24 protein-coding genes are annotated in these 21,284 nt (G+C 33.4%); 20 read left to right on the forward strand and 4 right to left on the reverse strand.

Going from position 1 to position 21,284, the window contains the following annotated elements; genetic code table 11:
- The first annotated feature begins 159 nt into the window (after positions 1–159).
- The 9 genes from COX95_02830 to COX95_02870 all read left to right on the forward strand — a co-directional run bounded on the left by COX95_02830 (position 160) and on the right by COX95_02870 (position 6,578).
- The gene (locus COX95_02830; protein ID PIZ85778.1) at positions 160–1,344 is read left to right on the forward strand and encodes a hypothetical protein; all 1,185 of its coding nucleotides are present in this window, start codon (positions 160–162) and stop codon (positions 1,342–1,344) included.
- 147 nt (positions 1,345–1,491) lie between these two features.
- Positions 1,492–3,006, forward strand: coding sequence for a hypothetical protein (locus tag COX95_02835; GenBank protein PIZ85779.1), 1,515 nt, complete (start codon positions 1,492–1,494; stop codon positions 3,004–3,006).
- Between the two features lie 65 nt (positions 3,007–3,071).
- Positions 3,072–3,377 (forward strand): hypothetical protein, encoded by a 306-nt coding sequence (locus COX95_02840; protein PIZ85780.1) that lies wholly within the window; start codon positions 3,072–3,074, stop codon positions 3,375–3,377.
- A gap of 90 nt (positions 3,378–3,467) precedes the next feature.
- Positions 3,468–3,725 (forward strand): heavy metal transporter, encoded by a 258-nt coding sequence (locus COX95_02845; GenBank protein PIZ85781.1) that lies wholly within the window; start codon positions 3,468–3,470, stop codon positions 3,723–3,725.
- A 33-nt stretch (positions 3,726–3,758) separates the two neighbouring features.
- Entirely contained in the window at positions 3,759–4,442 is a 684-nt protein-coding gene (locus COX95_02850) for a hypothetical protein (GenBank protein PIZ85782.1), read from the forward strand.
- Positions 4,443–4,619: 177 nt separating this feature from the next.
- Positions 4,620–4,898 carry a hypothetical protein gene (locus tag COX95_02855; protein ID PIZ85783.1) on the forward strand — a complete coding sequence of 93 codons (279 nt, stop codon included), beginning with the start codon at positions 4,620–4,622 and terminating at the stop codon, positions 4,896–4,898.
- Positions 4,899–4,963: 65 nt separating this feature from the next.
- Entirely contained in the window at positions 4,964–5,272 is a 309-nt protein-coding gene (locus tag COX95_02860; GenBank protein PIZ85784.1) for a hypothetical protein, read from the forward strand.
- 37 nt (positions 5,273–5,309) lie between these two features.
- Entirely contained in the window at positions 5,310–6,035 is a 726-nt protein-coding gene (locus COX95_02865; protein ID PIZ85785.1) for a ZIP family zinc transporter, read from the forward strand.
- Between the two features lie 12 nt (positions 6,036–6,047).
- Positions 6,048–6,578, forward strand: coding sequence for a ferritin (locus COX95_02870; GenBank protein ID PIZ85786.1), 531 nt, complete (start codon positions 6,048–6,050; stop codon positions 6,576–6,578).
- A gap of 31 nt (positions 6,579–6,609) precedes the next feature.
- Here COX95_02870 and COX95_02875 read toward each other — a convergent pair whose 3' ends face one another.
- Complete coding sequence (locus tag COX95_02875; protein ID PIZ85787.1) at positions 6,610–7,011, reverse strand: hypothetical protein; 402 nt, start codon at positions 7,009–7,011, stop codon at positions 6,610–6,612.
- Between the two features lie 47 nt (positions 7,012–7,058).
- Complete coding sequence (locus tag COX95_02880) at positions 7,059–8,198, reverse strand: NAD-dependent malic enzyme (GenBank protein PIZ85788.1); 1,140 nt, start codon at positions 8,196–8,198, stop codon at positions 7,059–7,061.
- A gap of 106 nt (positions 8,199–8,304) precedes the next feature.
- On the opposite strand from COX95_02880, the gene COX95_02885 reads away from it, so the two are divergent.
- Together COX95_02885 and COX95_02890 are read left to right on the forward strand one after the other, a co-directional pair.
- On the forward strand, positions 8,305–9,771 hold the full coding sequence (locus tag COX95_02885; GenBank protein ID PIZ85789.1) for a hypothetical protein: 1,467 nt from the start codon (positions 8,305–8,307) through the stop codon (positions 9,769–9,771).
- Positions 9,681–10,280, forward strand: a complete 600-nt coding sequence (locus COX95_02890; protein ID PIZ85790.1) for a hypothetical protein — start codon at positions 9,681–9,683, stop codon at positions 10,278–10,280. The genes COX95_02885 and COX95_02890 overlap by 91 nt, the downstream gene beginning before the upstream one ends.
- Before the next feature lie 17 nt (positions 10,281–10,297).
- Here COX95_02890 and COX95_02895 read toward each other — a convergent pair whose 3' ends face one another.
- Positions 10,298–11,083, reverse strand: coding sequence for a hypothetical protein (locus COX95_02895; protein ID PIZ85791.1), 786 nt, complete (start codon positions 11,081–11,083; stop codon positions 10,298–10,300).
- Positions 11,084–11,086: 3 nt separating this feature from the next.
- Positions 11,087–11,437: a hypothetical protein gene (locus COX95_02900; GenBank protein PIZ85792.1), complete on the reverse strand. Its 351-nt coding sequence runs from the start codon at positions 11,435–11,437 to the stop codon at positions 11,087–11,089.
- A gap of 157 nt (positions 11,438–11,594) precedes the next feature.
- Between COX95_02900 and COX95_02905 the strand changes: the two genes are divergently transcribed.
- From COX95_02905 to COX95_02945, 9 genes are all read left to right on the forward strand, one after another.
- On the forward strand, positions 11,595–12,737 hold the full coding sequence (locus COX95_02905; GenBank protein PIZ85793.1) for a tRNA guanosine(34) transglycosylase Tgt: 1,143 nt from the start codon (positions 11,595–11,597) through the stop codon (positions 12,735–12,737).
- A gap of 72 nt (positions 12,738–12,809) precedes the next feature.
- Positions 12,810–13,604 carry a hypothetical protein gene (locus tag COX95_02910; GenBank protein PIZ85794.1) on the forward strand — a complete coding sequence of 265 codons (795 nt, stop codon included), beginning with the start codon at positions 12,810–12,812 and terminating at the stop codon, positions 13,602–13,604.
- 56 nt (positions 13,605–13,660) lie between these two features.
- Positions 13,661–14,095, forward strand: coding sequence for a hypothetical protein (locus COX95_02915; protein ID PIZ85795.1), 435 nt, complete (start codon positions 13,661–13,663; stop codon positions 14,093–14,095).
- 447 nt (positions 14,096–14,542) lie between these two features.
- On the forward strand, positions 14,543–15,094 hold the full coding sequence (locus COX95_02920; protein PIZ85796.1) for a hypothetical protein: 552 nt from the start codon (positions 14,543–14,545) through the stop codon (positions 15,092–15,094).
- 94 nt (positions 15,095–15,188) lie between these two features.
- Entirely contained in the window at positions 15,189–16,808 is a 1,620-nt protein-coding gene (locus COX95_02925; GenBank protein ID PIZ85797.1) for a hypothetical protein, read from the forward strand.
- Positions 16,808–18,169 carry a replicative DNA helicase gene (gene dnaB, locus COX95_02930; GenBank protein PIZ85807.1) on the forward strand — a complete coding sequence of 454 codons (1,362 nt, stop codon included), beginning with the start codon at positions 16,808–16,810 and terminating at the stop codon, positions 18,167–18,169. Before COX95_02925 ends, dnaB begins: the two co-directional genes overlap by 1 nt.
- Before the next feature lie 82 nt (positions 18,170–18,251).
- Positions 18,252–18,938, forward strand: a complete 687-nt coding sequence (locus COX95_02935; GenBank protein ID PIZ85798.1) for a hypothetical protein — start codon at positions 18,252–18,254, stop codon at positions 18,936–18,938.
- A 14-nt stretch (positions 18,939–18,952) separates the two neighbouring features.
- A complete protein-coding gene (locus tag COX95_02940) occupies positions 18,953–19,726 on the forward strand; it encodes a hypothetical protein (GenBank protein ID PIZ85799.1) in 774 nt (257 codons plus the stop codon).
- Positions 19,698–21,284, forward strand: coding sequence for a hypothetical protein (locus tag COX95_02945; protein PIZ85800.1), 1,587 nt, complete (start codon positions 19,698–19,700; stop codon positions 21,282–21,284). Before COX95_02940 ends, COX95_02945 begins: the two co-directional genes overlap by 29 nt.

Consider the following 21,284-nt stretch of genomic DNA (forward strand, 5'->3'; position numbering starts at 1 on the left):
TGAAATATCCTAAAGGTTGGCATATTACTGAAAATACAGACGGAGAAGGAGATTGTATCATTACAAACTTCAAATATCCAAGTGATGTACGCGTCACGCACATTTTTTTTACTTTAGTGAGAAATAAGTATATAATAAAATTAAGAATCAAGGAAGTTTATGAAAATTTGTATCATTGCCCCGATGGTTTTACCAATCTTGGGGAGAAAGCAAGAATATGGGGGCATTGAACTTGTAATAGCACTTGCTGCTGAAGAATTACAAAGAAGAGGGCACAATGTTTACCTCTTTGCGCCCGGTAATTCCAAGGTCTCATGTAATTTAGTCGCCGTAACCCCTAAGGCGGTTGGGCAGGGGATTTCATTTAATAAGGAGCGATATTTTAATAGAATTGCATACGAGATGGCAATCGCTGAAAAACCTGATGTTATTTGGGATAATACTCTAGCGGTACATGCTCAAGAAATGAAAAAAGACAAATCAATATTTGTTTTTAGAGCAGATATTGATTTTAATAAGGATGATTTAATTAATACCGGCGATATTCCTATTATTCAAACCCTGCATGGTCCCTCAAAAGATCATATTCCTAATATTGTTAACAATCTTTCTGAAGCCGGACATTTTTTTGTAAGCATAAGTCACGATCAGGCAAAAAGGTTTGTGCCGCATATTAAAAAAGGTCAGCACTTGGGGACAGTTTATAATGCCGTTGATACGGATTTTTATTCTATTAACCCTAATAAAAAAGGGGATTATCTTTTATGGCTCGGCAGATTTGGGATGGAAAAAGGTGCACATATAGCTCTAGAAGTAGCCCATAAGCTAAATATGCCCATTAAGATTGTTGGAAAAGTTACAGAAAAACATGAAAAATATTACTTTGAAAAGTTTATTAAAAATAATTTAAGAACATCCGATGAAGTGTTGGGAATTATCTCATCCCAAGAAAAAAGAGATTTGTACAGCGGGGCTTATGCAACCCTTATGTCTAATCTTTGGCCCGAACCTTTTGGTTTAGTTGCGATTGAGTCTATGGCTTCTGGAACACCTGTAGTGGCGCCGTCTTTAGGATCTCTTACTGAAGTTGTTGATGGTTCAGGAATACTTGTACCAATTGATGATCTAAAATTTAATGAGAATGAAATAAAAATTACTAAAGGACAATTAAAATACATTGATCGAATGGTAAGCTATATGTCAAAGGCCAAGGCAATTCCCCCTGAATTGCCCAGGGATCGAGCAGAAAAACTTTTTTCAATTAAGCATAATGTAGATGGTTATGAAACTTCTTTTGCTAAGGCTATTTATCTTAGAAAAAAATTACTTGATGCTTTAATTTAAGTTAAAGAATGATTCCATAAAATTATAATTTACCGAGCCAAAATCTAACAAAACAATTGGTGTTTTTTTATTTATGCTATAATTTCCCCATGAGAATGATGTAGCAATCATTAAGATAAGAAAAAACTCTCGCCTAAAATAATAATTATGTTTAAATTTTTAAAATCACTATTAAAATCCATCAAAGATAAAATAATCAGTAGCCAAGCCTTTAAAAAGTTTGAAAAGAAGTATCCTCGTTTTTTTATTTTTCTGCAAAAAAGACTTGATCGCGATACTATATTCGGCCTGCATTTAACAATCGGCATACTAGTAGCTTTATTTTTTCTTTATATATTTTTAGGTATAGTACAAGATTTAATTGGTAACGATCCTTTAATTCAATCTGATTTAAAAATAATAAATCTCGTTCAAATTCTGCGCACCTCGAATTTTAATCAAATAATGCTTTTTATTACTAATTTGGGTAATTGGCATATTATATTTTTAGGAATAATTTTATCGAGCATTGTTTTAATTCTTTTAAAAAAATGGCAGCACTTATTAACACTATTGATTTCAACAGCTGTCGGAGAATTACTGATATGGGTGATGAAAAATCTTTTCAAAAGACCAAGACCAGAACTTCTAAATGTTTTAACTCCGGAAAATAGTTTTAGTTTTCCCAGCAGTCATAGCTTTGTGGCAATTTCTTTTTATGGATTAATCACTTATTTTATTTTTAGAACCGTTAAATCCAAGCGGCTAAGAATTTTAACCGCTGTTTCGGGAACTGTTCTTATATCAATGATTGGATTCTCAAGAATCTATCTAGGCGCGCATTTTCCTTCGGATGTCCTTGCCGGATATGCTGCAGGATTAGCCTGGGTTATTGCATTAATTACTGCGCTGGATATTAGATTAAAAACTAAATCATCCAAAGAAAAGCCTTATATACGCAAAATAAATATTGTAGCAATAGCCTTCTTAGGCTTTTTTATATGGGCTGGCTATTCATTCTATTATTATCAAAGTAATCCTTTTATAGAACCTAAAACATCGGAAGAGAATATTACAACGATATCTAAAAATGAAATACCCAATAAATTATTTATAAATTATCCTCGAAGGAGCGAAGATGTTTCAGGTGGGGTATTAGAGCCTATAAATATCATAATAATCGGAAACAGAGACACACTAGATAAAACATTTACAGATGCCGGCTGGTCACTTACTGATCAAATATCGCTTACTAGTCTTAGCAAAATGGTCAAAGCGATTATGGTTGGCAGTGTTTATCCTCAAGCTCCGGGGACTCCTTCTTTTTGGAATAAAATACCAAATGATTTTGCTTATGAAAAACAAGTGAATTATTCGGTCAAAAAAAGGGAACATATTCATTTTTGGAAAACATCTTTTAGCGTTAAGGAAACTAACCAAAATATCTGGCTTGCAACCGTTCATTTTGATAAAACTATAGTTTTAGAAAAATTATTTATACCTGTTCATGAAATAGATCCTGATATTGATAAAGAAAGGGAAAAAGTAAAAAACGAACTTGAAGAAACAAAAGATATAGACTTTATCGGAAAATTTCGATTAGTTAATCCAACTAGTGGATATAATCAGGTAGGCAGCCATTTTTTTACCGATGGCATGACATACTATATTTTTTTAAAATAGCCCGCAATTTGTATATAACTATTTAGTTAGTTATAATTTCTTTATAATAATTTTTTGCAATATCCATGGAAGTAGGAGATTTTCAAAAAAGAATAGCGGAGTTTGTTGTAAAGTGGGATAAAAAACGCAACAATATTCCTGATGAGGAAAGCACCCTTATTCATTTAATGGAAGAAGTAGGGGAGTTATCCAGGGAATATGTTAGTAAAAGGATGAGGAAAGATAAATATAGTCCCGATGAAGTTGAAAATGCCATCGGCGATATAATGATACAGTTGGTAAAATTAGCCATTTTACGAAATCTTGATATAGAAAAAGTTGTGATGAAAATTATAAAATCAGACGAAGAAAATCGACTTTTAGAAGAGTAAATTTAATAGGTCCGCCCTCACTTACAGTTTTTGGCGGACTTCAGTCTTGATAAAGAATGTATATTTCGAGACTTAAGAAAGGGGAATAATATGCAGACAATTGAAGTTGTAAATATAAAATGCGACGGCTGTGAAGCCAGTATAATGGCGGCTTTAACCAAGGCTGGTCTAAAAAATGTATCAGTTGATCATACTTGCCAAAGAGTAAATTTTGATGGTGATGAAAACACCGCTAAAAAAGTTTTATCCAAAATGGGTTATCCGGAAAAAAATTCAGAAGAGGCTAAAAGCTTGCTTAAAAAAGCCAAATCATTTTATTCTTGCGCTATCGGTAAAATAAAAAAGTAAGCTAACATAACTTAATTAACTAAAGGATCTTTTATGAAGAAAAAATCTTATTTAATTCTAAGTATTTTCCTCTCTATTTTTATCGTAACCTCCATCAAAGCAGCTGGTAGCGCACCATCTGTTTATAATAGTGATGCCAAAAGTCTTCTTGAGATGTTATGGGCTAAACTGGATGAAGCTATAGTCTCTAATTACAACGTATCCGTGCTTCTTCGTTATCATGATCATGAAGGATCTACAGGAGATGGTTCGTTTGTAACCAAAGGTCTTCCTATAGGTACCAATGGCATAGAGAATGGGGCTATTACAAGTGCAAAGCTTTCAACAGTAGCAAAAACTCGCGTGGCTAATACCTTAATGGGAGATATAGATGCTGGTGTTAACAAAGAAATACCGGTGTTTATAGTAACAAATAATACTACTATTACCGCTATATCAATTGTCAGTGATTTTATAAATAGAAATGATACTGACTATACAACATTCAGCACTTCATACTGGTATAATGGCTCACCAGCAATTATGCATTCTGTTAACACTAAGGTAAGCGGTGGTCAGGCTTTTACTGGAGCATTTAGACCAATCACATTTACATACGGAATAACAAGTAACCCAGTTTATTCGGGTTCCACGGTAACCTTTAAAAAAACAGATTCGGGTGCAGGAAGAGCAGTTACTAACCTAGCGATTACTATCGAGTATACGATCTCAGAATAAATATGTGGAAATTCGTAATTTAAAATTTAATATTCATTATCAAAGAAGGTGTTAATGGGAAAAAGGCCAATAGGAGTTACAATTATTGCTATTTTATCAGCAATAGGAGAAGTATTTGATATTTTAGGCGGATTAAGTATGATGTCTGTTGCCAGAAGTCTTGATACTATAGCTTGAGTGATAGGTATATCTGTTAGTTATCCGTTATTTTCGGCTTCAATTTGGGCATTTATTTTAATTGCTGTTAGTATTGTTGAACTAATAGCAGCTTACGGGGCATGGAATCTTAAACAATGGTCATGGAATTTGCTTGTAGGAATAATGATTTTTGGAATTATTCAGAGTTTATTGTTTATTTCTGTATCAGGCATAGGTGGAGTTATTTTTGGCTTGATAATAGATGGCATTGTTCTTTATTATCTTTTCCAGATAAAAAACGCTTTTGTAAATAAATAAGATTTTTTCTTACAAAAACATAGCTATCACTTGGCTATGTTTTTGTTTTGCAATATAATAAATTTATGAATGATTCCTTAACGCTTAAAGAATTACAGGCATACGTTAAAAAAACTCTTAAGGAACGTGGTTTTGATGATGAGACAGTTGAACAAAAACTGCTTCTTTTAGTTGAAGAAGTAGGAGAGCTAGCAAAAGCGCTAAGAAAACATTCAGGTATAAAGATTGACAAAAATCGTCCACAGGGCGAGGTAGAACACGAAATAGCTGACTGTTTTATTTATATTTTAGATATCTGTAATAAATTAAATATCGATATTGAAAAAGCTTTTTGGTCAAAGGAAAAAATTAACAAACAAAGGCATTGGGCTTAATTAGCTCAATGAAATTTATCTTATGATTTTAGCGTTTATGTTTGGTTTAATAGCTGGCCTTGCGCTTTTCATCGGCGCCCTTGTAGGTATATACCTTAAACCGAGTAAAAAAACATCAGCCAAGATAATGGCTTTTGGAAGCGGGGTACTTATCTCTGCTATAACTTTCGATCTTATTGAAGATGCATATCAAAATGGTGGTATTTTACCAATTTCAGCCGGCATTATTTTAGGAACACTGGCTTTTGTTTTAGGAGATTGGTTAATTGGTAAAAGAGGCGGACACCACAGAAAACACCTTAAAAGCGAAAGAAGCGATTTTAAGGGAGAAGCTAATAGTCTTGCTATTACGTTCGGCGCTTTACTAGATGGAATTCCTGAATCTGTAATTATAGGAACTAGTCTTTTAGCTGGTAAAGGAGCAGGAATTTTAATGTTTGTAGCGGTATTTCTTTCAAATATACCAGAAGGTATTTCCGGAGTTTATGGAATAACAAAAGCTAAAAAAAATAAAATTTTTATATTGGCTTTGTGGCTTTTTATAGCGATTATTTGCGGGTTTTCATCTTATTTTGGCTATAGATACTTAGCCGGCGCTTCTGATATGTTAATGGCCTTGGTATCTTCGGTTGCTGCAGGATCAATTCTGGCTATGATAACAGATACAATGATCCCAGAAGCATATGAAGAAGGTGGCGTATTTGTCGCTCTTTCAACTGTTTTTGGATTTTTGGTTTCTTTTATAGTATCAAAATTAACTTAAAAAGGAGGCGAAATGAAAATTTTTAGATGTCAAATTTGCTGTGAAGCTTATATAGGCAACAGCAAGCCAAGTCACTGTCCATATTGCGGAGCCCATGATAATTTTTTGATCTTGGCCTCCGAATGGAAAGAAGAAAACATAGGACTCGAACTCTCGCAAAATTCAAAAGAATATTTACAAAAAGCCTTAAAGCTTGAACTTGATAATGCGGCATTCTATAAATGTATATCAAAAACAGTAACGGATCCGGAAATATCGGGAATGTTTAAATTTTTAGGCAAGGTGGAGGCGGAACATGCCTCAGTATTTAAAAAAATGCTTGGGCTGAAAAAAATTGATGTGGTAGAAACAGAATGCTTTACCGATATTAAAAAAGATTTAGAAGAGTCTAGCTTTAGAGAGAATAGAGCTATAAATTTCTATAGGGAAGTAGTCCAAAAGGCACCAGAAAAAAGGATTAAGACCGTTTTTGCCGCTTTAATCCAAATTGAAACTGATCATTTTAATTTAGCTCAGGAAAAACTAAAAAACGTTAAAGAATAAAATGAAAAAAGCCTTTACTTAGGCATAAAGGCTATGTGTTGTTGTATAGAATGGGTAATATTTTTTGGTCTTCTTTTATTTCAGAAAGTACTCTTAGGGCATTATCTTTATTGTGAAATAAGGGGAAAGCGCTAAACTCATTTACCATAAACTCCAATATTTTGAATAATAAATTTTCTTTTTTGCAGCTTACTAATAATGTACAGTTTCTTTTTGCTAGCTTTAATTGCAGGGCTGAAATAAAATTGAAGAGTTTTGTTGCAACATCAATATCAATTATATTGTCTAAAATAAGTAATAAATGACCACCCGAAGATAATTCATCTAATCGATTATATAATTCAGTAAGTGCGCTATGATTTAATTCACCCGCTAATTTAATTATTTGAATATTGTTAATGTTCTCAATGTCCACACTAAAAATAAAAATCACCACCCTTTGGTGGTAATTTTAGTAAATATTTTATTTATTTTCTTTGTTTATTTATATAATTTTTTCGACTCATTTATTACAGATTCCGCAACGATTTTGGAAACATTATCATCAAAAACACTTGGAATGATATTGTTTTCATTGGGATTTTTTACGTAATCAGCCAGTGCTAAAGCTGCGGCAATTTTCATTTTATGGGTTATAGACTTAGCACCTGAATCAAGAGCACCCCTAAATACTCCGGGGAATGCCAGCACATTGTTTATTTGATTAGGATAATCGCTGCGGCCGGTTGCGACAACTCTGGCTCCCGCTTTTTTTGCTAAATCCGGTTTTATTTCAGGATTTGGATTGGCAAGAGCAAATATTATAGGATATTTAGCCATGCTTTTTACCATTTCAGGACTTAAAATATTTGGTGCTGAAACACCGATAAAAACATCAGCACCAGCATATGCTAGTGGACATATACCTTTTATATTAGGAGAAGTTACTTTTGCGATTTCTTGCTTTGCTCCATTTAAATCTTCTCTGGAACTTTCGATAATTGCCTTAGAATCGCATACAGCCAAATTTTTAAATCCATAGGACAATAGAAGTTTAGTTATAGCAGTGCCTGCTGCACCAGCGCCAGAAATAACTATTTTCGCTTCTTTATTCTTATCAACAACCCTTAGAGAATTAATTAATGCGGCAAGAACAACAATAGCAGTACCGTGCTGGTCATCATGAAAAACGGGAATAGGTAATTCTCTATCTAGTTTTTCTTCAATCTCAAAACACCTTGGTGCAGAAATATCTTCTAAATTTATACCTGCGAAACTAGAAAAAATAGCTTTCACGCTTTTTATAATCTCTTCAGTATCCTGAGTGTTTAAAATAATAGGAATCGCATCAACGTTTCCAAATTTCTTAAATAAAGCTGCTTTACCCTCCATCACAGGAAGCGCAGCCTCCGGACCAATATTTCCAAGGCCTAAAACAGCCGATCCGTCGGTAATTATAGCTACCGTATTACCTCTATTAGTATATAAATTAGTTAATTTCTTATCTTGAGCTATCGCTAAAGAAACTTCCGCCACCCCAGGAGTATAAGCTAATTTTAGAGTATCTTTATCCAAAGGAGCCTTTAAAGATATCTGAATCTTACCTTTATATTTTTTATGAAAATCTAATGCTTCATCCATAGAATCAGTTTACCAAACAAGACTAAGAATTAAAATATTTAATAATGGAAATAATTGTCATAGACAAACTGATTGCTGTATAATCAAATTGATAATAAAGGACAATATGGAAACTAACCCTAATAAGATCTATTTTGGTATTGGCTCTTTGGTTTTTTTAATAACGATAGTTTGCGGGATATTCATTTCTTCTCAGTATATGTCTATTGCAAAAACTCTAAGGGATAATTCCCCGACATCACTAAAAAAAATAACATCATGCCAAAAACTCGCAGATATTTTTGAACAACAGGGAAGATCCTATATGCGAAATGATGCAGTTTCACTTAGCGCTCCAGGCTCAGCAACCCAAAAAGGTGGAGGAGCAGAAGAAGATTATTCACAAACCAATGTTCAAGTTCAAGGAGTGGATGAAGCCGATATGGTAAAAACTGACGGAGAATATATTTATAAAGTTAAGAATAACAAAATATATATAATAAAAGCTTATCCAGCAGAAGAAGCTAAAACAGTAAAAACAATTGAGCTGGATAAAGAATCAAAAGTGGATGAAATATTTATAGACAGTAATAAGATTGTAGCAATGGGTGAAAAATATATTGAAGAAAATTTAGATAAAAGCATATTTAAAAATTATCCGGAAAAAGTTAATAGAAATTATTCATTTATAAAAATTTGGAATATAGAAAATAAAGAAAATCCAACACTAACGAGAAACGTTAAATTTGAAAGCTCTTACGCAACATCCAGAAAGATTAACAATAGTGTATATATTGTGATGAATACTTATCCGACTTACTGGATGGCAAAATTAGAAAATCCCGATGTAATAATCCCTAAATATTCTGATAGCAAATCAGGAGATAAACCTAAGAAAAGCGCATGTGAATGTGACAGTATCGAATATTTAAATGGGGTGGATGAACAGGATAAAAACCGAATAAATGATTATGGGTATAATAATAATCATTTTATTTCAATCCTTACTGTTCCCATTAATAACGATAACCAAGAAATAGATAAGCGAGTTATTATTGGCAGCAGCAATAATGTTTATGCTTCATTAAATAATTTATATCTGGCAAATACTAATTATGAGGGTATAAAAAATACATGGCAGGAAAAAACCGATATCTATAAATTTGCCCTTAAAGAAAACGGAACAGAATATTTAGGAACAGGATCCGTAACTGGACATGTTTTAAACCAGTTTTCAATGGATGAATACAATAATTATTTCAGAATAGCTACCACAAAAGGCAGTGTTGCAAGTAGAAACAATAAATCATCCAATGATGTATATATCTTGGATGATAAATTAAAAACCGCTGGCATGCTGGAAAATTTAGCGCCAGGCGAAAAAATATATTCAGCCAGATTTGTGGGGGATAGAGGATATCTTGTTACCTTCAAAAAAGTAGACCCGTTCTTTACTCTGGATTTAAAAACCCTAACAGCCCGAAGGTTCTTGGTAAACTCAAAATACCCGGCTTTTCTGATTATTTACACCCCATTGATGAAAACCATATTTTGGGCCTCGGTAAAAATACAATCGAAGCTGAACAATTATTAAAAGATCAAAGAAGTATAGATTTTGCCTGGTATCAAGGCATCAAGATGGCCGTTTTTGATGTAACTGATTTTAATAACCCTAAAGAGGAATTTAAAGTAGATATCGGAGATAGAGGTACTGATTCATATGCCCTAAACGATCACAAAGCATTCCTTTATGACAAAAATAAGAGTCTGCTGGTTATTCCTGTATTATTGGCTGAATTAACCGCGGAACAGAAAAAAAAGGATCAAAGTCAAGCTCCTCAATATGGAGAATACACTTTCCAGGGCGCTTACGTATACGACCTATCTTTGGAAAACGGCTTTAAGTTAAAAGGAAGAATATCTCATTACCCCGAAAATAAACCATCCAAGGATCAGTACGGATACTATAATTACTATGGCGACAATCTATCAGTTGAGAGATCGCTTTATATAAAAGATAAATTGTATACGGTATCAGAAGGTAAAATCCTTATAAATAACCTTTCAGATTTAACAAAGATAAAAGAAATCACCTTAAATTAGACAAGAAAAAAAGCGAACTATTGTTCGCTGGTAAAGAGTAATTTTATATGTACGAATATGCTTAAAAAGGCGAGAACTATTGCTAGTGATAAAGAATAATATGCGGTTTTATAGATCAATTGAGAATAATCATTATCAGTAACAAAACTGGCGACTATTAGAAGAAAAACTAATACAAACCCAATAATTTCTACTGGATATTTTAGCTTTCCAAAGATATTGGCGCCAAGTTTAATACTTTTCTTTACAAATCTGTTTATTACTCCTCCAAGTAAGGCTAATAAGACTAAAGACATCTCAGCTATCATTAAAAGCCAAAATTTTGAAGCTAGAACTATATATTGCTGATCATTTAAAATCAAACCCAATATAAGGCCGATCGGCACAGCAGCTGAAACAAATGAAGTCTTATCCGCTCCCGGGTCTAATAAGGCACCGAGTATTGTTTTAGCATCATAATCCCTAGCTATCAAGCCATCAATCCTATCCCCATATGTTAAAAATCCATATATATAGATCCAAATAAATATTAATAGGGTGAACAACCAAATGTCTATCTGATCTGTATATGCGGATATGAAAATAGCATAAAGAGTAATCGCTAAAGGAATAGAAAAAATTATCCTAAACCAGGATATTCTATTTGGAATCGGCTTAATTTTTTTCAATCCTTCTTTTGTTTTTCCGTCTCTCTTACATCTATCAAGTAAATTTCCCCAATAAAAGAATACTTTAAGTAATATTATCCTTTCAAAGGAAAAAAGTTTGCTAACTTTAGCCTCAGCTTCAGCCGTAACAATCACCTCCTAATATCTCAACTCAAAAAACATAACAGCCGTAACTAGCCTGAATACATTAGCCAAATAATCCCTAAGCTCCTTTTCTGCTTCATTTTTACTAAGAATACTTTTCACAGAAACGCGGATTTCTTTTTCTTTAAAGTTAATGGAAATATTCAGTTTGTCTAGTTTTAATCCGACTAATGGATATAAACGGTTATCAACGCAGCCAGTATCTTCAACCAACCTATTTAATGGCTCCATCACAATCAAAAATGTTCTTCCGTTTTTACTTTCGATAACTTCACTAAGATCAATATTGGATAAATTTGTAGGAATAATTCTTTTGAAATTGGATTGAAGAACAGATGATTTCAACTTATCCCACTCCTTTTTTAGATATTAAAGAACTAAGCAATAAACACTTTTCGTGTTTCTAAAAAGTATAAATCAGTTGATCACTATATTCAACTTGAAGCTAATTCTTATTTCTAACGAGATTTACTCATAGGGCCGACTAAGCTATATTTATATTATGCTTGAATTTAGGATTACAAAAAAAGATAAAAATACCAAAGCCAGAATAGGGGAGTTAAGCACTCAGCATGGTGTCATCAAAACCCCTATTTTCATGCCTGTCGGCACGTGTGCAACCGTAAAAACAGTCTCATCAGAAGAATTAAAAGATTTAAACGCCGAAATAATTTTATCTAATACTTACCATTTATATCTAAGACCTGGCAATCAATTAATTAAAGAAATGGGTGGGTTGCATAAATTTATGAACTGGGATAGACCGATTCTTACGGATAGTGGAGGCTATCAGGTTTTTAGCTTAGGAAGCGGCTCAAAAGCAGAAAATCTAGTTAAAATTCAAAAAGAAGGTGTTGAATTTAAATCATATCTTGACGGATCAAGGCACTTTTTCACACCTGAAAAAGTGATAGATATTCAATTAGACTTAGGCTCTGATATTATCATGCCATTAGACTATTGTCCCTCGGCTGAAGCAAGCAAAATAGAAATAGAACATGCGGTAAATATAACAAGTAATTGGTTTGAAAAGGCATGGAAACATTTCCAGAAAAAAACAACCAAACTTAAAAATAAACCGGCTCTGTTTGCTATTATACAAGGTGGCCCTTACGAAGATTTGCGGAAAAAATCCTTTGATTTCCTGTCTCAATTTGGGGTGCAAGGCTTTTCAATCGGAGGTGTGGCAAATGCCGGCGAATCCAAATTAAAACAACAAAAAGCGCTTGAGTATACTCTTCCATTAATACAGGAAGATAAACCCAGATACTTAATGGGTGTTGGTGAGCCTGAGGATCTTCTAGAAGCGATAGAAAGAGGTATAGACATGTTTGACTGCGTTGTACCCACTAGAATGGCTAGAAACGGCGCTGTATGGACTAAAAAGGGTAGAATAGATCTTAATTTGGCAAAATATAAGCTTGACCCTAAGCCTATTGATAAATGTTCTTGCAAAACCTGTCAAAACTATTCCAGGGCATATATCAGACATCTTTTAAAAGAAAAAGAAGTTTTAGGTATACGTCTTACAACAATGCATAATCTTCATTTTATTATCTCTTTAATGGCTGATGCTAGAAAAGCTATCCAAGAACAAAAATTCCCGCAGTTCAAAAAAGATTTTTTTAGCGAATTTAAGAATTAGAAAATTTGTATTTTAAAAGGGATTTGTGTACTATTTATTGATTGCCAAACTGATGCTAAGGAGGCGATATGAATGAAAGAGAATCAGTTTTGGGGTACTTTAACAATACACCTTAACCTAGCGAATCCATTTAAAAGTGAGCTGATTATCGACGGGATTTCTCAAGAAAATCCAAAGGAACTCTGGGAAGTAGCTCAAGGAATGGGAATTAATATTTTGGATATTATGCAGACAGAAAAAATCTTAACCATAGAGCTTGATATCAAAGGTGATATTCGGACAACACACACGAACGGACAAAAAGAAAAATGCGTTAACCCTTTGATTATTCGGGATATCCAAGGTATTGATGATCTATGGCACGATCCGAAAGGAAACATTCGCGGAACTCACAAGAAACTAGGACTAGATATTGGCGAAAAATGGCAACTGGCTAAAATTTTGCGCTTAAATAGAATCCCTTTTACGCTTATATCTCTTCCGCACTATGATTACAGAAACGCAATGCCGTATTTTCTTGCTTCAATCAACGACAAAACAATTCTACTAGCCACTACAGGACAAGTAAACGAAACGTCTAAATCAAGCGATTTTCCATATTATTTAAAAAATAATCTCAAATCAATAACGGAAATACTAGGCGATGTCAATGTCCCTGGTTTAGAAGAAAGTGGCTTTTTAACAGATGTATACTTTGTTTCTGATAAACTCCTCGATGAACTTTTTGGAGATAATGGAGATCGTAGAGCGAAATTAAAAGCTGATCTGGCTTTTACGATGAACTCCTATACTCTCGACCAATTTATAACATATCTCTCTAGTATCAAAATAAAACCAAGTAAGAGCAATATATTGACAGACAAGTAATTTAGTACGATAATATCGAATTCAAGTTCGTTAAAATAGCGAGAGAAGGTGACTTAATGAAAGATATATGGAAGAGCAGAAGTAGCTGTTTTGAAGACTTAAGTAATGACCCCGAAAGTATAAAAAAATTCAAAGAGGCAATGGAGTTTATATGGAATACTAAAAAGACAACAGGAGAATTCTTCTTTTATGATAATGCAGTGCGCCAAATCATCCGATTAGCTAGCTCAGAAAAAAATCCTGATCTTGTCTGGAGAATTGAAAACGATATTAAATCCATTGCTATTAATCATTCAGATGATAACGCTAGAAAAGAAGCATCAGACTATTTTATTGATACAATCCGAAAATTACGTGAACAAATCAAGGAAATTAATAGAAATATTAAAGAAATAACCGATGAAGATATACTTCAAGGAAGACTCGGCAAAAATATTCTAGAAACAATAAGCAAATCAATTACCGACAAAATAACAAATAATACTCACTAATCCTAAATGTCACCCTAATACAAACACCACCAAGACTCGTATGAGTCTTTTTTATTGTACTTATTACCATGCAAACATCGAGAAAAAATCGTTAAAAAAATCAGCTTGTTTTAAGTGATCCGATAAATATCGGATAAGGATTCGTTCAGTTGAGCGAAGCTCGCGATAGCAGACCTAAGCGAAACCACTTCTTAGTGTTCGAATCCAAAAACTTAAAACAAACTGATTTTTAGATTTTTTGAACAGTTTGCGCTTTTTACTCCACTTTTTTAGAAAAAGTGGATAGAAGAATATCTGTGTAATAAATTTGACAACTAAAATTAACTATGGTAATCTAGCAACCATTAAATAGAATCAGTAAACAGATAATAGGCAGAACAAAACATAAATAAAAACTAAAGATTGCGAGTTATTAGCTAGTTCAAAATAAAAACCAAAGGATTAAGAATGAAAGATGAATCAAGGCTCACCCTATTAAAACAGGTGGTAGAAAGCGCGGAAAATAGTATCATCTCTGCCAAACAAATCATTGCCGAGATGAACGGCGAAAAAGTAAAAATACCCAAAAGATTAAAAGAAAAAGCAAAAAATCTATCCGTTGATGAAGAAAATAGAATAGTTGAAGGCATATTTGACGGTGAATTGATGATATGCCCTGACGGCAAAAAATATCCCGTCCAATCCAATTACGCCAGCAAGTCAAAATTAGTACCTGGCGATACTCTCAAACTTACTATATTGGAAGACGGAACTTTTATCTTTAAACAAATCAACTTGATAGATAGAAAAAGAATAATCGGAACTCTTGTAGAGGATGGCGAAAATTATAAAGTTATAGCAAATGGGAAAGCTTACAATGTGATTACCGCTTCAGTCACTTATTTCAAAGGCAAACTTAATGATGAAGTAACACTGATCATACCGGAAAAAGAAGATAGCGATTGGGGAGCAATAGAAAACATAATAATTAATCCTTCAAACAACAAAAAAGACGAATAAAAAGACTGTCATTTCGATCTAAATTATAATTTATCAACAGTTTCTGTGGAAAACTAGCTTATTTTCAACGTTTAAATAAGCTAGTTTTTTATATATACTGTTAATTAGGAGGCAACAAGTGGTTTTACTATCGCTTTATAGAAAGTGGCGGCCGCAAACTTTTAATGATGTAGTTGGGCAAGATCATGTTAAAACAACTCTAATCAATGCTGTAAATAGCAACCGTATTTCACATGCATATTTATTTACCGGGCCACGAGGAGTGGGCAAAACAACAATTGCTCGAATTTTAGCTAAGGCAGCAAATTGCAAAGACCCCAAAAAAGGCGAACCCTGCAACAAATGTTCCAATTGCAATGAAATGTCAGAGGACAAATCATTAGATCTTATTGAAATCGATGGAGCCTCAAACAGAGGAATCGATGAAATCAGAGCACTTAAAGAAAACGTTAAATTTACACCTCATACAGGAAAATATAAAGTTTTTATAATAGACGAAGTGCACATGCTTACAAAAGAAGCATTTAATGCACTTCTTAAAACATTAGAAGAACCTCCTTCACATGCAATTTTCATACTAGCAACAACCGAGGTACATAAAATTCCGGCTACAGTAATATCACGCTGCCAAAGGTTCGGATTTACTAAAATAACAGTAACCCAAACAGTTGGAAGGCTTGAAAAGATAATTAAAGAAGAAAACATAAAAGCACCGAAAGAAGTGCTAAGAATAATAGCAACTTACTCTGATGGGGCATTAAGGGATGCTATAAGTATCCTGGATCAGGCAGCATCCTTTGGAAACAAAACAATTTCGACAGAATTTGTTGAGGGAATTTTAGGGATAGCTGATAATAAAATAATTGAAGAATTAATACAATCAATTCTTACTTTAGATAGTAAAAAATCGTTAGAAATGGTCAACAGCGCGATCGAAAAAGGAACCGATGTCAGTCTTCTCGTTGATACCTTAATCAACAGACTGAGAGATATTATGATCGTAAAAGCGGGGGATGAAAATATACTAACCGACTACAGTAAAGAAGAGCTAGATACGCTTAAAGAGTTATCACAAAATATATCAATTGAAAAACTTTTAGAGATAATCGAAAAATTAAGCGACGCTAAGCAAAAAGTTAAATTTTCCACCCCAAATCACTTACCTGTAGAGCTTGCGATATTGGAAATAGGTAAAAAATATACAACCCCTAGAGAAGAAAATAAAGAAATATCCCCAAAAAAAGAAAATGCCCCAAAAGCACAAACCCAAGAAAAACCAATGAAAACAAACGAAAAGATAGCTCTTGCGGAGCATTTTTCGAATAAAAAAACAGAAAAAGAACCGCATAAAGAAGAAAAAAATCCAGACAATTTCCCCTTAGATAAAAGCTTTTTCCCTGTTATCAAAAATAAATGGAATGATATACTAAACGGAGTTAAGGCGTACAATCACTCGCTAATAGCCTGCTTAAAACCGTCTAAACCGAAAAGAATAGAAAACGGTTACCTGATTATCAGTTTTGATTACTTATTCCATAAAGAAAAAATCCAAAATGTTAACAATAAAAGGGCTGTGGAGGATATAATTCAAAAAATCGTAGGCAGATTTGTTCCAATACGCTGTGTTGTAAAACCGAAAGAAAACAGAAAAGAGGTTGAACCAACAATACTAGATAATGCCGCCGATATATTTGGAGGAGAAATAATAGAATGATGCAAAAAAAATATGACTCTAAAGAATTAGATATGGAAAAATTGCCTCCGCAGGATATAGATACAGAAGGTTCTTTATTGGGATCATTGCTTCTTGATAAAGACGCAATCTTAAAGGTCGCTGACTTTGTAAATCCGACTGACTTTTATCTTGATAAAAATGGGAAGATATTCGAAACCATGCTTACACTGTTTGAACAGCGAACCCCAATAGACATTGTAACATTGACCTCAAAGCTAAAAGAACAAAAAATTTTAGATGAGGTTGGGGGTGCTTCTTATATTACAAATCTTGTAAATAGTGTGCCTTCGGCAGCCCATATGGTCCATTACGGTAAAATTATAGCAGGTAAAGCAACCTTACGCCGTCTTATTAATGCGAGCCTAGAAATTACAAGATTAGGATTTGAGGAGAAAAAAGACGTAGATGTTATTTTAGATCAGGCAGAACAAAAACTTTTTAGCGTATCCCAAAAACATTTCAGGCAAAACTTTATACCGATCAAAAGCATTTTATCGGAATCATTTGATAGAATTGACGAACTACACAAAGAAAAGGGTAAGTTAAGGGGCATACCGACCGGATTTTCAGATCTAGACAATATTTTAGCCGGTTTACAACGATCAGATTTGATAATATTAGCTGGACGGCCATCTATGGGAAAAACGTCTCTCGCTTTAAACATTGCCGCAAATGTAGCTATAAAACAAGAAATATCTGTTGGTATATTCAGCTTGGAAATGTCAAAAGAACAATTAGTTGACAGGCTTTTGTGCGCTGAAGCAAATATAGACTCATGGAAACTAAGAACGGGTAATTTATCCGACGAAGACTTTCCTAAAATCGGCCATACAATGGGTATGCTTTCTGAAGCACCTATATTTATCGATGATTCTGCCAGTTTAAACGTAATGGAAATAAGAACTAAAGCCAGAAGATTACAAGTTGAACATGATTTAGGATTAATTGTAATTGATTATTTACAACTAATGGAAGGTAGATACTCAGATAATCGAGTACAGGAAATATCAGAAATTTCACGCTCCCTAAAAGCACTAGCACGAGAATTAAACATTCCTGTAATAGCATTATCACAGTTATCACGTGCGGTAGAACAAAGACCAGATAAAATCCCTCAATTATCAGATTTAAGAGAATCAGGATCTATAGAACAGGATGCAGATGTAGTGATATTCATTTACAGAGAAGAGTATTACAAACCAGATACTGAAAAAAAATTTGTCGCCGATATTTTAGTAAAAAAACATAGAAACGGTCCAACAGGAAGTGTTAAGCTATTCTTTAAACCTGAACAAATGAAATTTAAAAATTTAGACAAGCAAAGAGAAGAGGTCTTCTAAATAACTTATAACTTTTCAAATAAACTATTGGCTTTCATTTTCAATAATGATATAATTTTTTAAGTTAACTAAAGTAGGGCGGATGAACAATGAATCAGCAACTTTAAACAAAGAAACGAAAGTTTCTAACGAAAAAAGTGTATCTAAAAATCAATCTATGAATAAACCAAAAGTCGATTTCATAGCATCTGGCATAATAGGTGTATTGGCATCTCTTTTTTCGTTAATTGTTATAAAAAATCTTGGAATTAACATATCTATACTGATACCTTTTTTAATATTCATCCCGATATGTGTTATTGGAATAGCAATCGCGCGAGCTCTTGCTGATAAAATTCCCGCCTTATATCAATTCGGCAAGTTTGGTGAAACCGGAGGCCTAAATTGGCTATTTGATTTTGGTGTTTTAAACTTGCTTATCATGATTTCCGGCATCAGCACCGGAATATATTTTTCTTTATTTAAAGGTATCTCTTTTATTGCTTCTGTAACTAATAGTTACGCTTGGAACAAATTTTGGGTTTTTCGAAAGACCGAAAAAGAGAGCGAAAAAGAAACAGCTCAAGAAATTTCAAAATTTATGATAGTAAGTTTAGTCGGAATGGCAGTTAATGTCATCCTAGCTTCGGCGATTGTATTTATTGCACCAAAAATTATTTTATCCAATATTGCTCCTAAGGTTTGGGCTAATCTTGCCGCGGCGATTGGTTCAGTAAGCGCTATGATGTGGAATTTTGTAGGATATAAATTTTTTGTATTCAAGAAATAAATAGGGAGAGAAAAATGAGTGAAAATGTTTTTTTAAGCGTTATTATTCCTTGTCATAACGAAGAATCACGAATCGGCCATACTTTAAATGCGGTAGCACAACATTTAAATAAACAAAATTATGACGCGGAAGTAATTGCTGTTGATGCTAACAGTACCGATAAAACAATTGAGGTAATTAATTCTAAAAAGTATCTATTTAAAAACCTTCACATTTTAGAAGGTCATAGATCAATAAACGGCAAAGGAATGGCGATAAAACTTGGTATTTTAGCTGCCAGCGGCGATTACAGATGTTTTATTGATGCCGATAATGGCGCGCCCTTTGATCAGATCGATAAATTATTAGATCAAAGAAGCCAATACGACATAACTATAGGTTCTAGGTATGTTGAAGGTGGTAAGGCAGGAAAAAGAAATATCTTGCGATCTATTATGAGTAGGGGAGGAAATCTGCTTTTCTTGTTTCTTCTTGGTTTAAATTACAAAGACACTAGGTGTCCGTTAAAATTATTTTCTAAAGAAGCAGCTATAAAGATTTTCTCGGTTCAAAAAATACATGGATTTGGATTTGACACAGAAGTATTAGTACTTGCCAGAAAATTCGGCTATAAAGTTTTAGAAACGCCGGTAACCTGGCATGAGGTAGGGGAAAGTAAGGTAAATGTTGCTCAAGATTCCATAAAGTCAATTTTGGAAATATTCCAAATAAGATGGTACTTGATATCAGGGGTTTATAAAAAATCGAGATCTCAAAAAGATGAAAAAATATTCGAAAAAGCTAAATAAAGAGCACTATTTCTTTATTTTAATAATACTTATCGCCATTATTTTCAGATTTTGGAAATTAGGTGATATCCCGCCCGGATTATATCCGGACATAGCAGTTAATGGCACAGACGCTATTAGGGCTAATGAAAACTTAAGTTATCAGCTTTTTTATCCTGCGAATAACGGGAGAGAGGGGTTATTTATAAACTTAATCGCCGTTGCTTTTAAAATATTTGGAACCGGAATATGGCAACTAAGGTTAGTCGGTGCAATTATAGGTACTCTTACTGTTTACGGAGTCTATTTATTAACAAAAGAAATATTAGACAAACGATCAGCTTTATTCGCTTCACTTTTCACTGCCTCGTCTTTTTGGGCAGTAAATTTTTCTAGAATAGGTTTTAGGGCCATAATGGTACCTTTTATTATAGTTTTCTCGTTATATTTTCTATTAAGAAAATTAAATGATAAAAATAAATCTATTTGGGATTTTATAATTGCGGGTGTTATTTTCGGACTCGGTTTTCATACTTATATATCATTCAGAATCGCACCTCTTATTCTGGCAATAATTGCCGGATATATATTGATTTACAAAAGAAACCTGGTAAAAAAATATTGGAAAGGAATTTTATTGCTTTGTATAGCTATTTTTATTGCTGCTTTACCAATACTTATTTATTTTCAAGCACACGCTGCTGACATGGCCTTGCGCACTGGGCAGGTTTCAATCTTTAATGAGGGTGTAAATAAAGGAAATTTTTTAGGTACGCTTTTAAAAACAACTTCTTTGGCCTTCGGCATGTTTAATTTTTATGGCGATCCTAATTGGCGGCATAATTTTTCAAAACTGCCGGACCTCAATCCCATAGTCGGGATATTATTTATTGCAGGAATAGTTATTTCCTTAAAAAGCCTATTTACAAAAAAAGACAAAAAAACTAACCAACCCATTGATAAACTTCCTTATCTATTAATGATATCTTGGTTGATAATAATGCTAATACCGGCTATTTTAACAGAGGAAGGCATGCCTCATTCCTTAAGAGCAATAGGGTCAATGATTCCGGCATTTATGCTGGCTGGACTGGGGGCTAAATATTTATATGAAAAATTTGCTGAAAAGAAAGAATATCTTGTTAAAAAAATTACTGTCTTTATCTGTTCATTAATTATAATTTTTGATTTTTCCTTATATTTCGTCTTGTGGCCAAAAAATCCTGAAGTAATCGGCCAGTTTACAACACGCTATGTAGAAATTGCAAAATATCTCAATAACCTGCCTTCAAATTATAATAAATATGTAATAGTAAATATCAATGGCACAATAGTAGATGGCTTACCTATACCAGCTCAAACAATTAAGTTTCTAGCCTATAAAAAATCAAACATTCAATATTTAGAAAAAGAATCATTCAAAACTGCTAACCTAAAAAGTCCCGGGGTGATAATTGCTCTGGAAAATGATAATGAAATTAAAAACATGATTGAAAATAAAGGAATATACAACATAAAAGAATCTACGCTCGTTGTCCCCGATAAAAAAATCGACTTTGTAATTTATTTTTTGGAGTAA

This window comes from bacterium CG_4_10_14_0_2_um_filter_33_32 (genome assembly GCA_002792735.1).
Lineage (GTDB): Bacteria > Patescibacteriota > CPR2_A > CG2-30-33-46 > CG2-30-33-46 > CG2-30-33-46.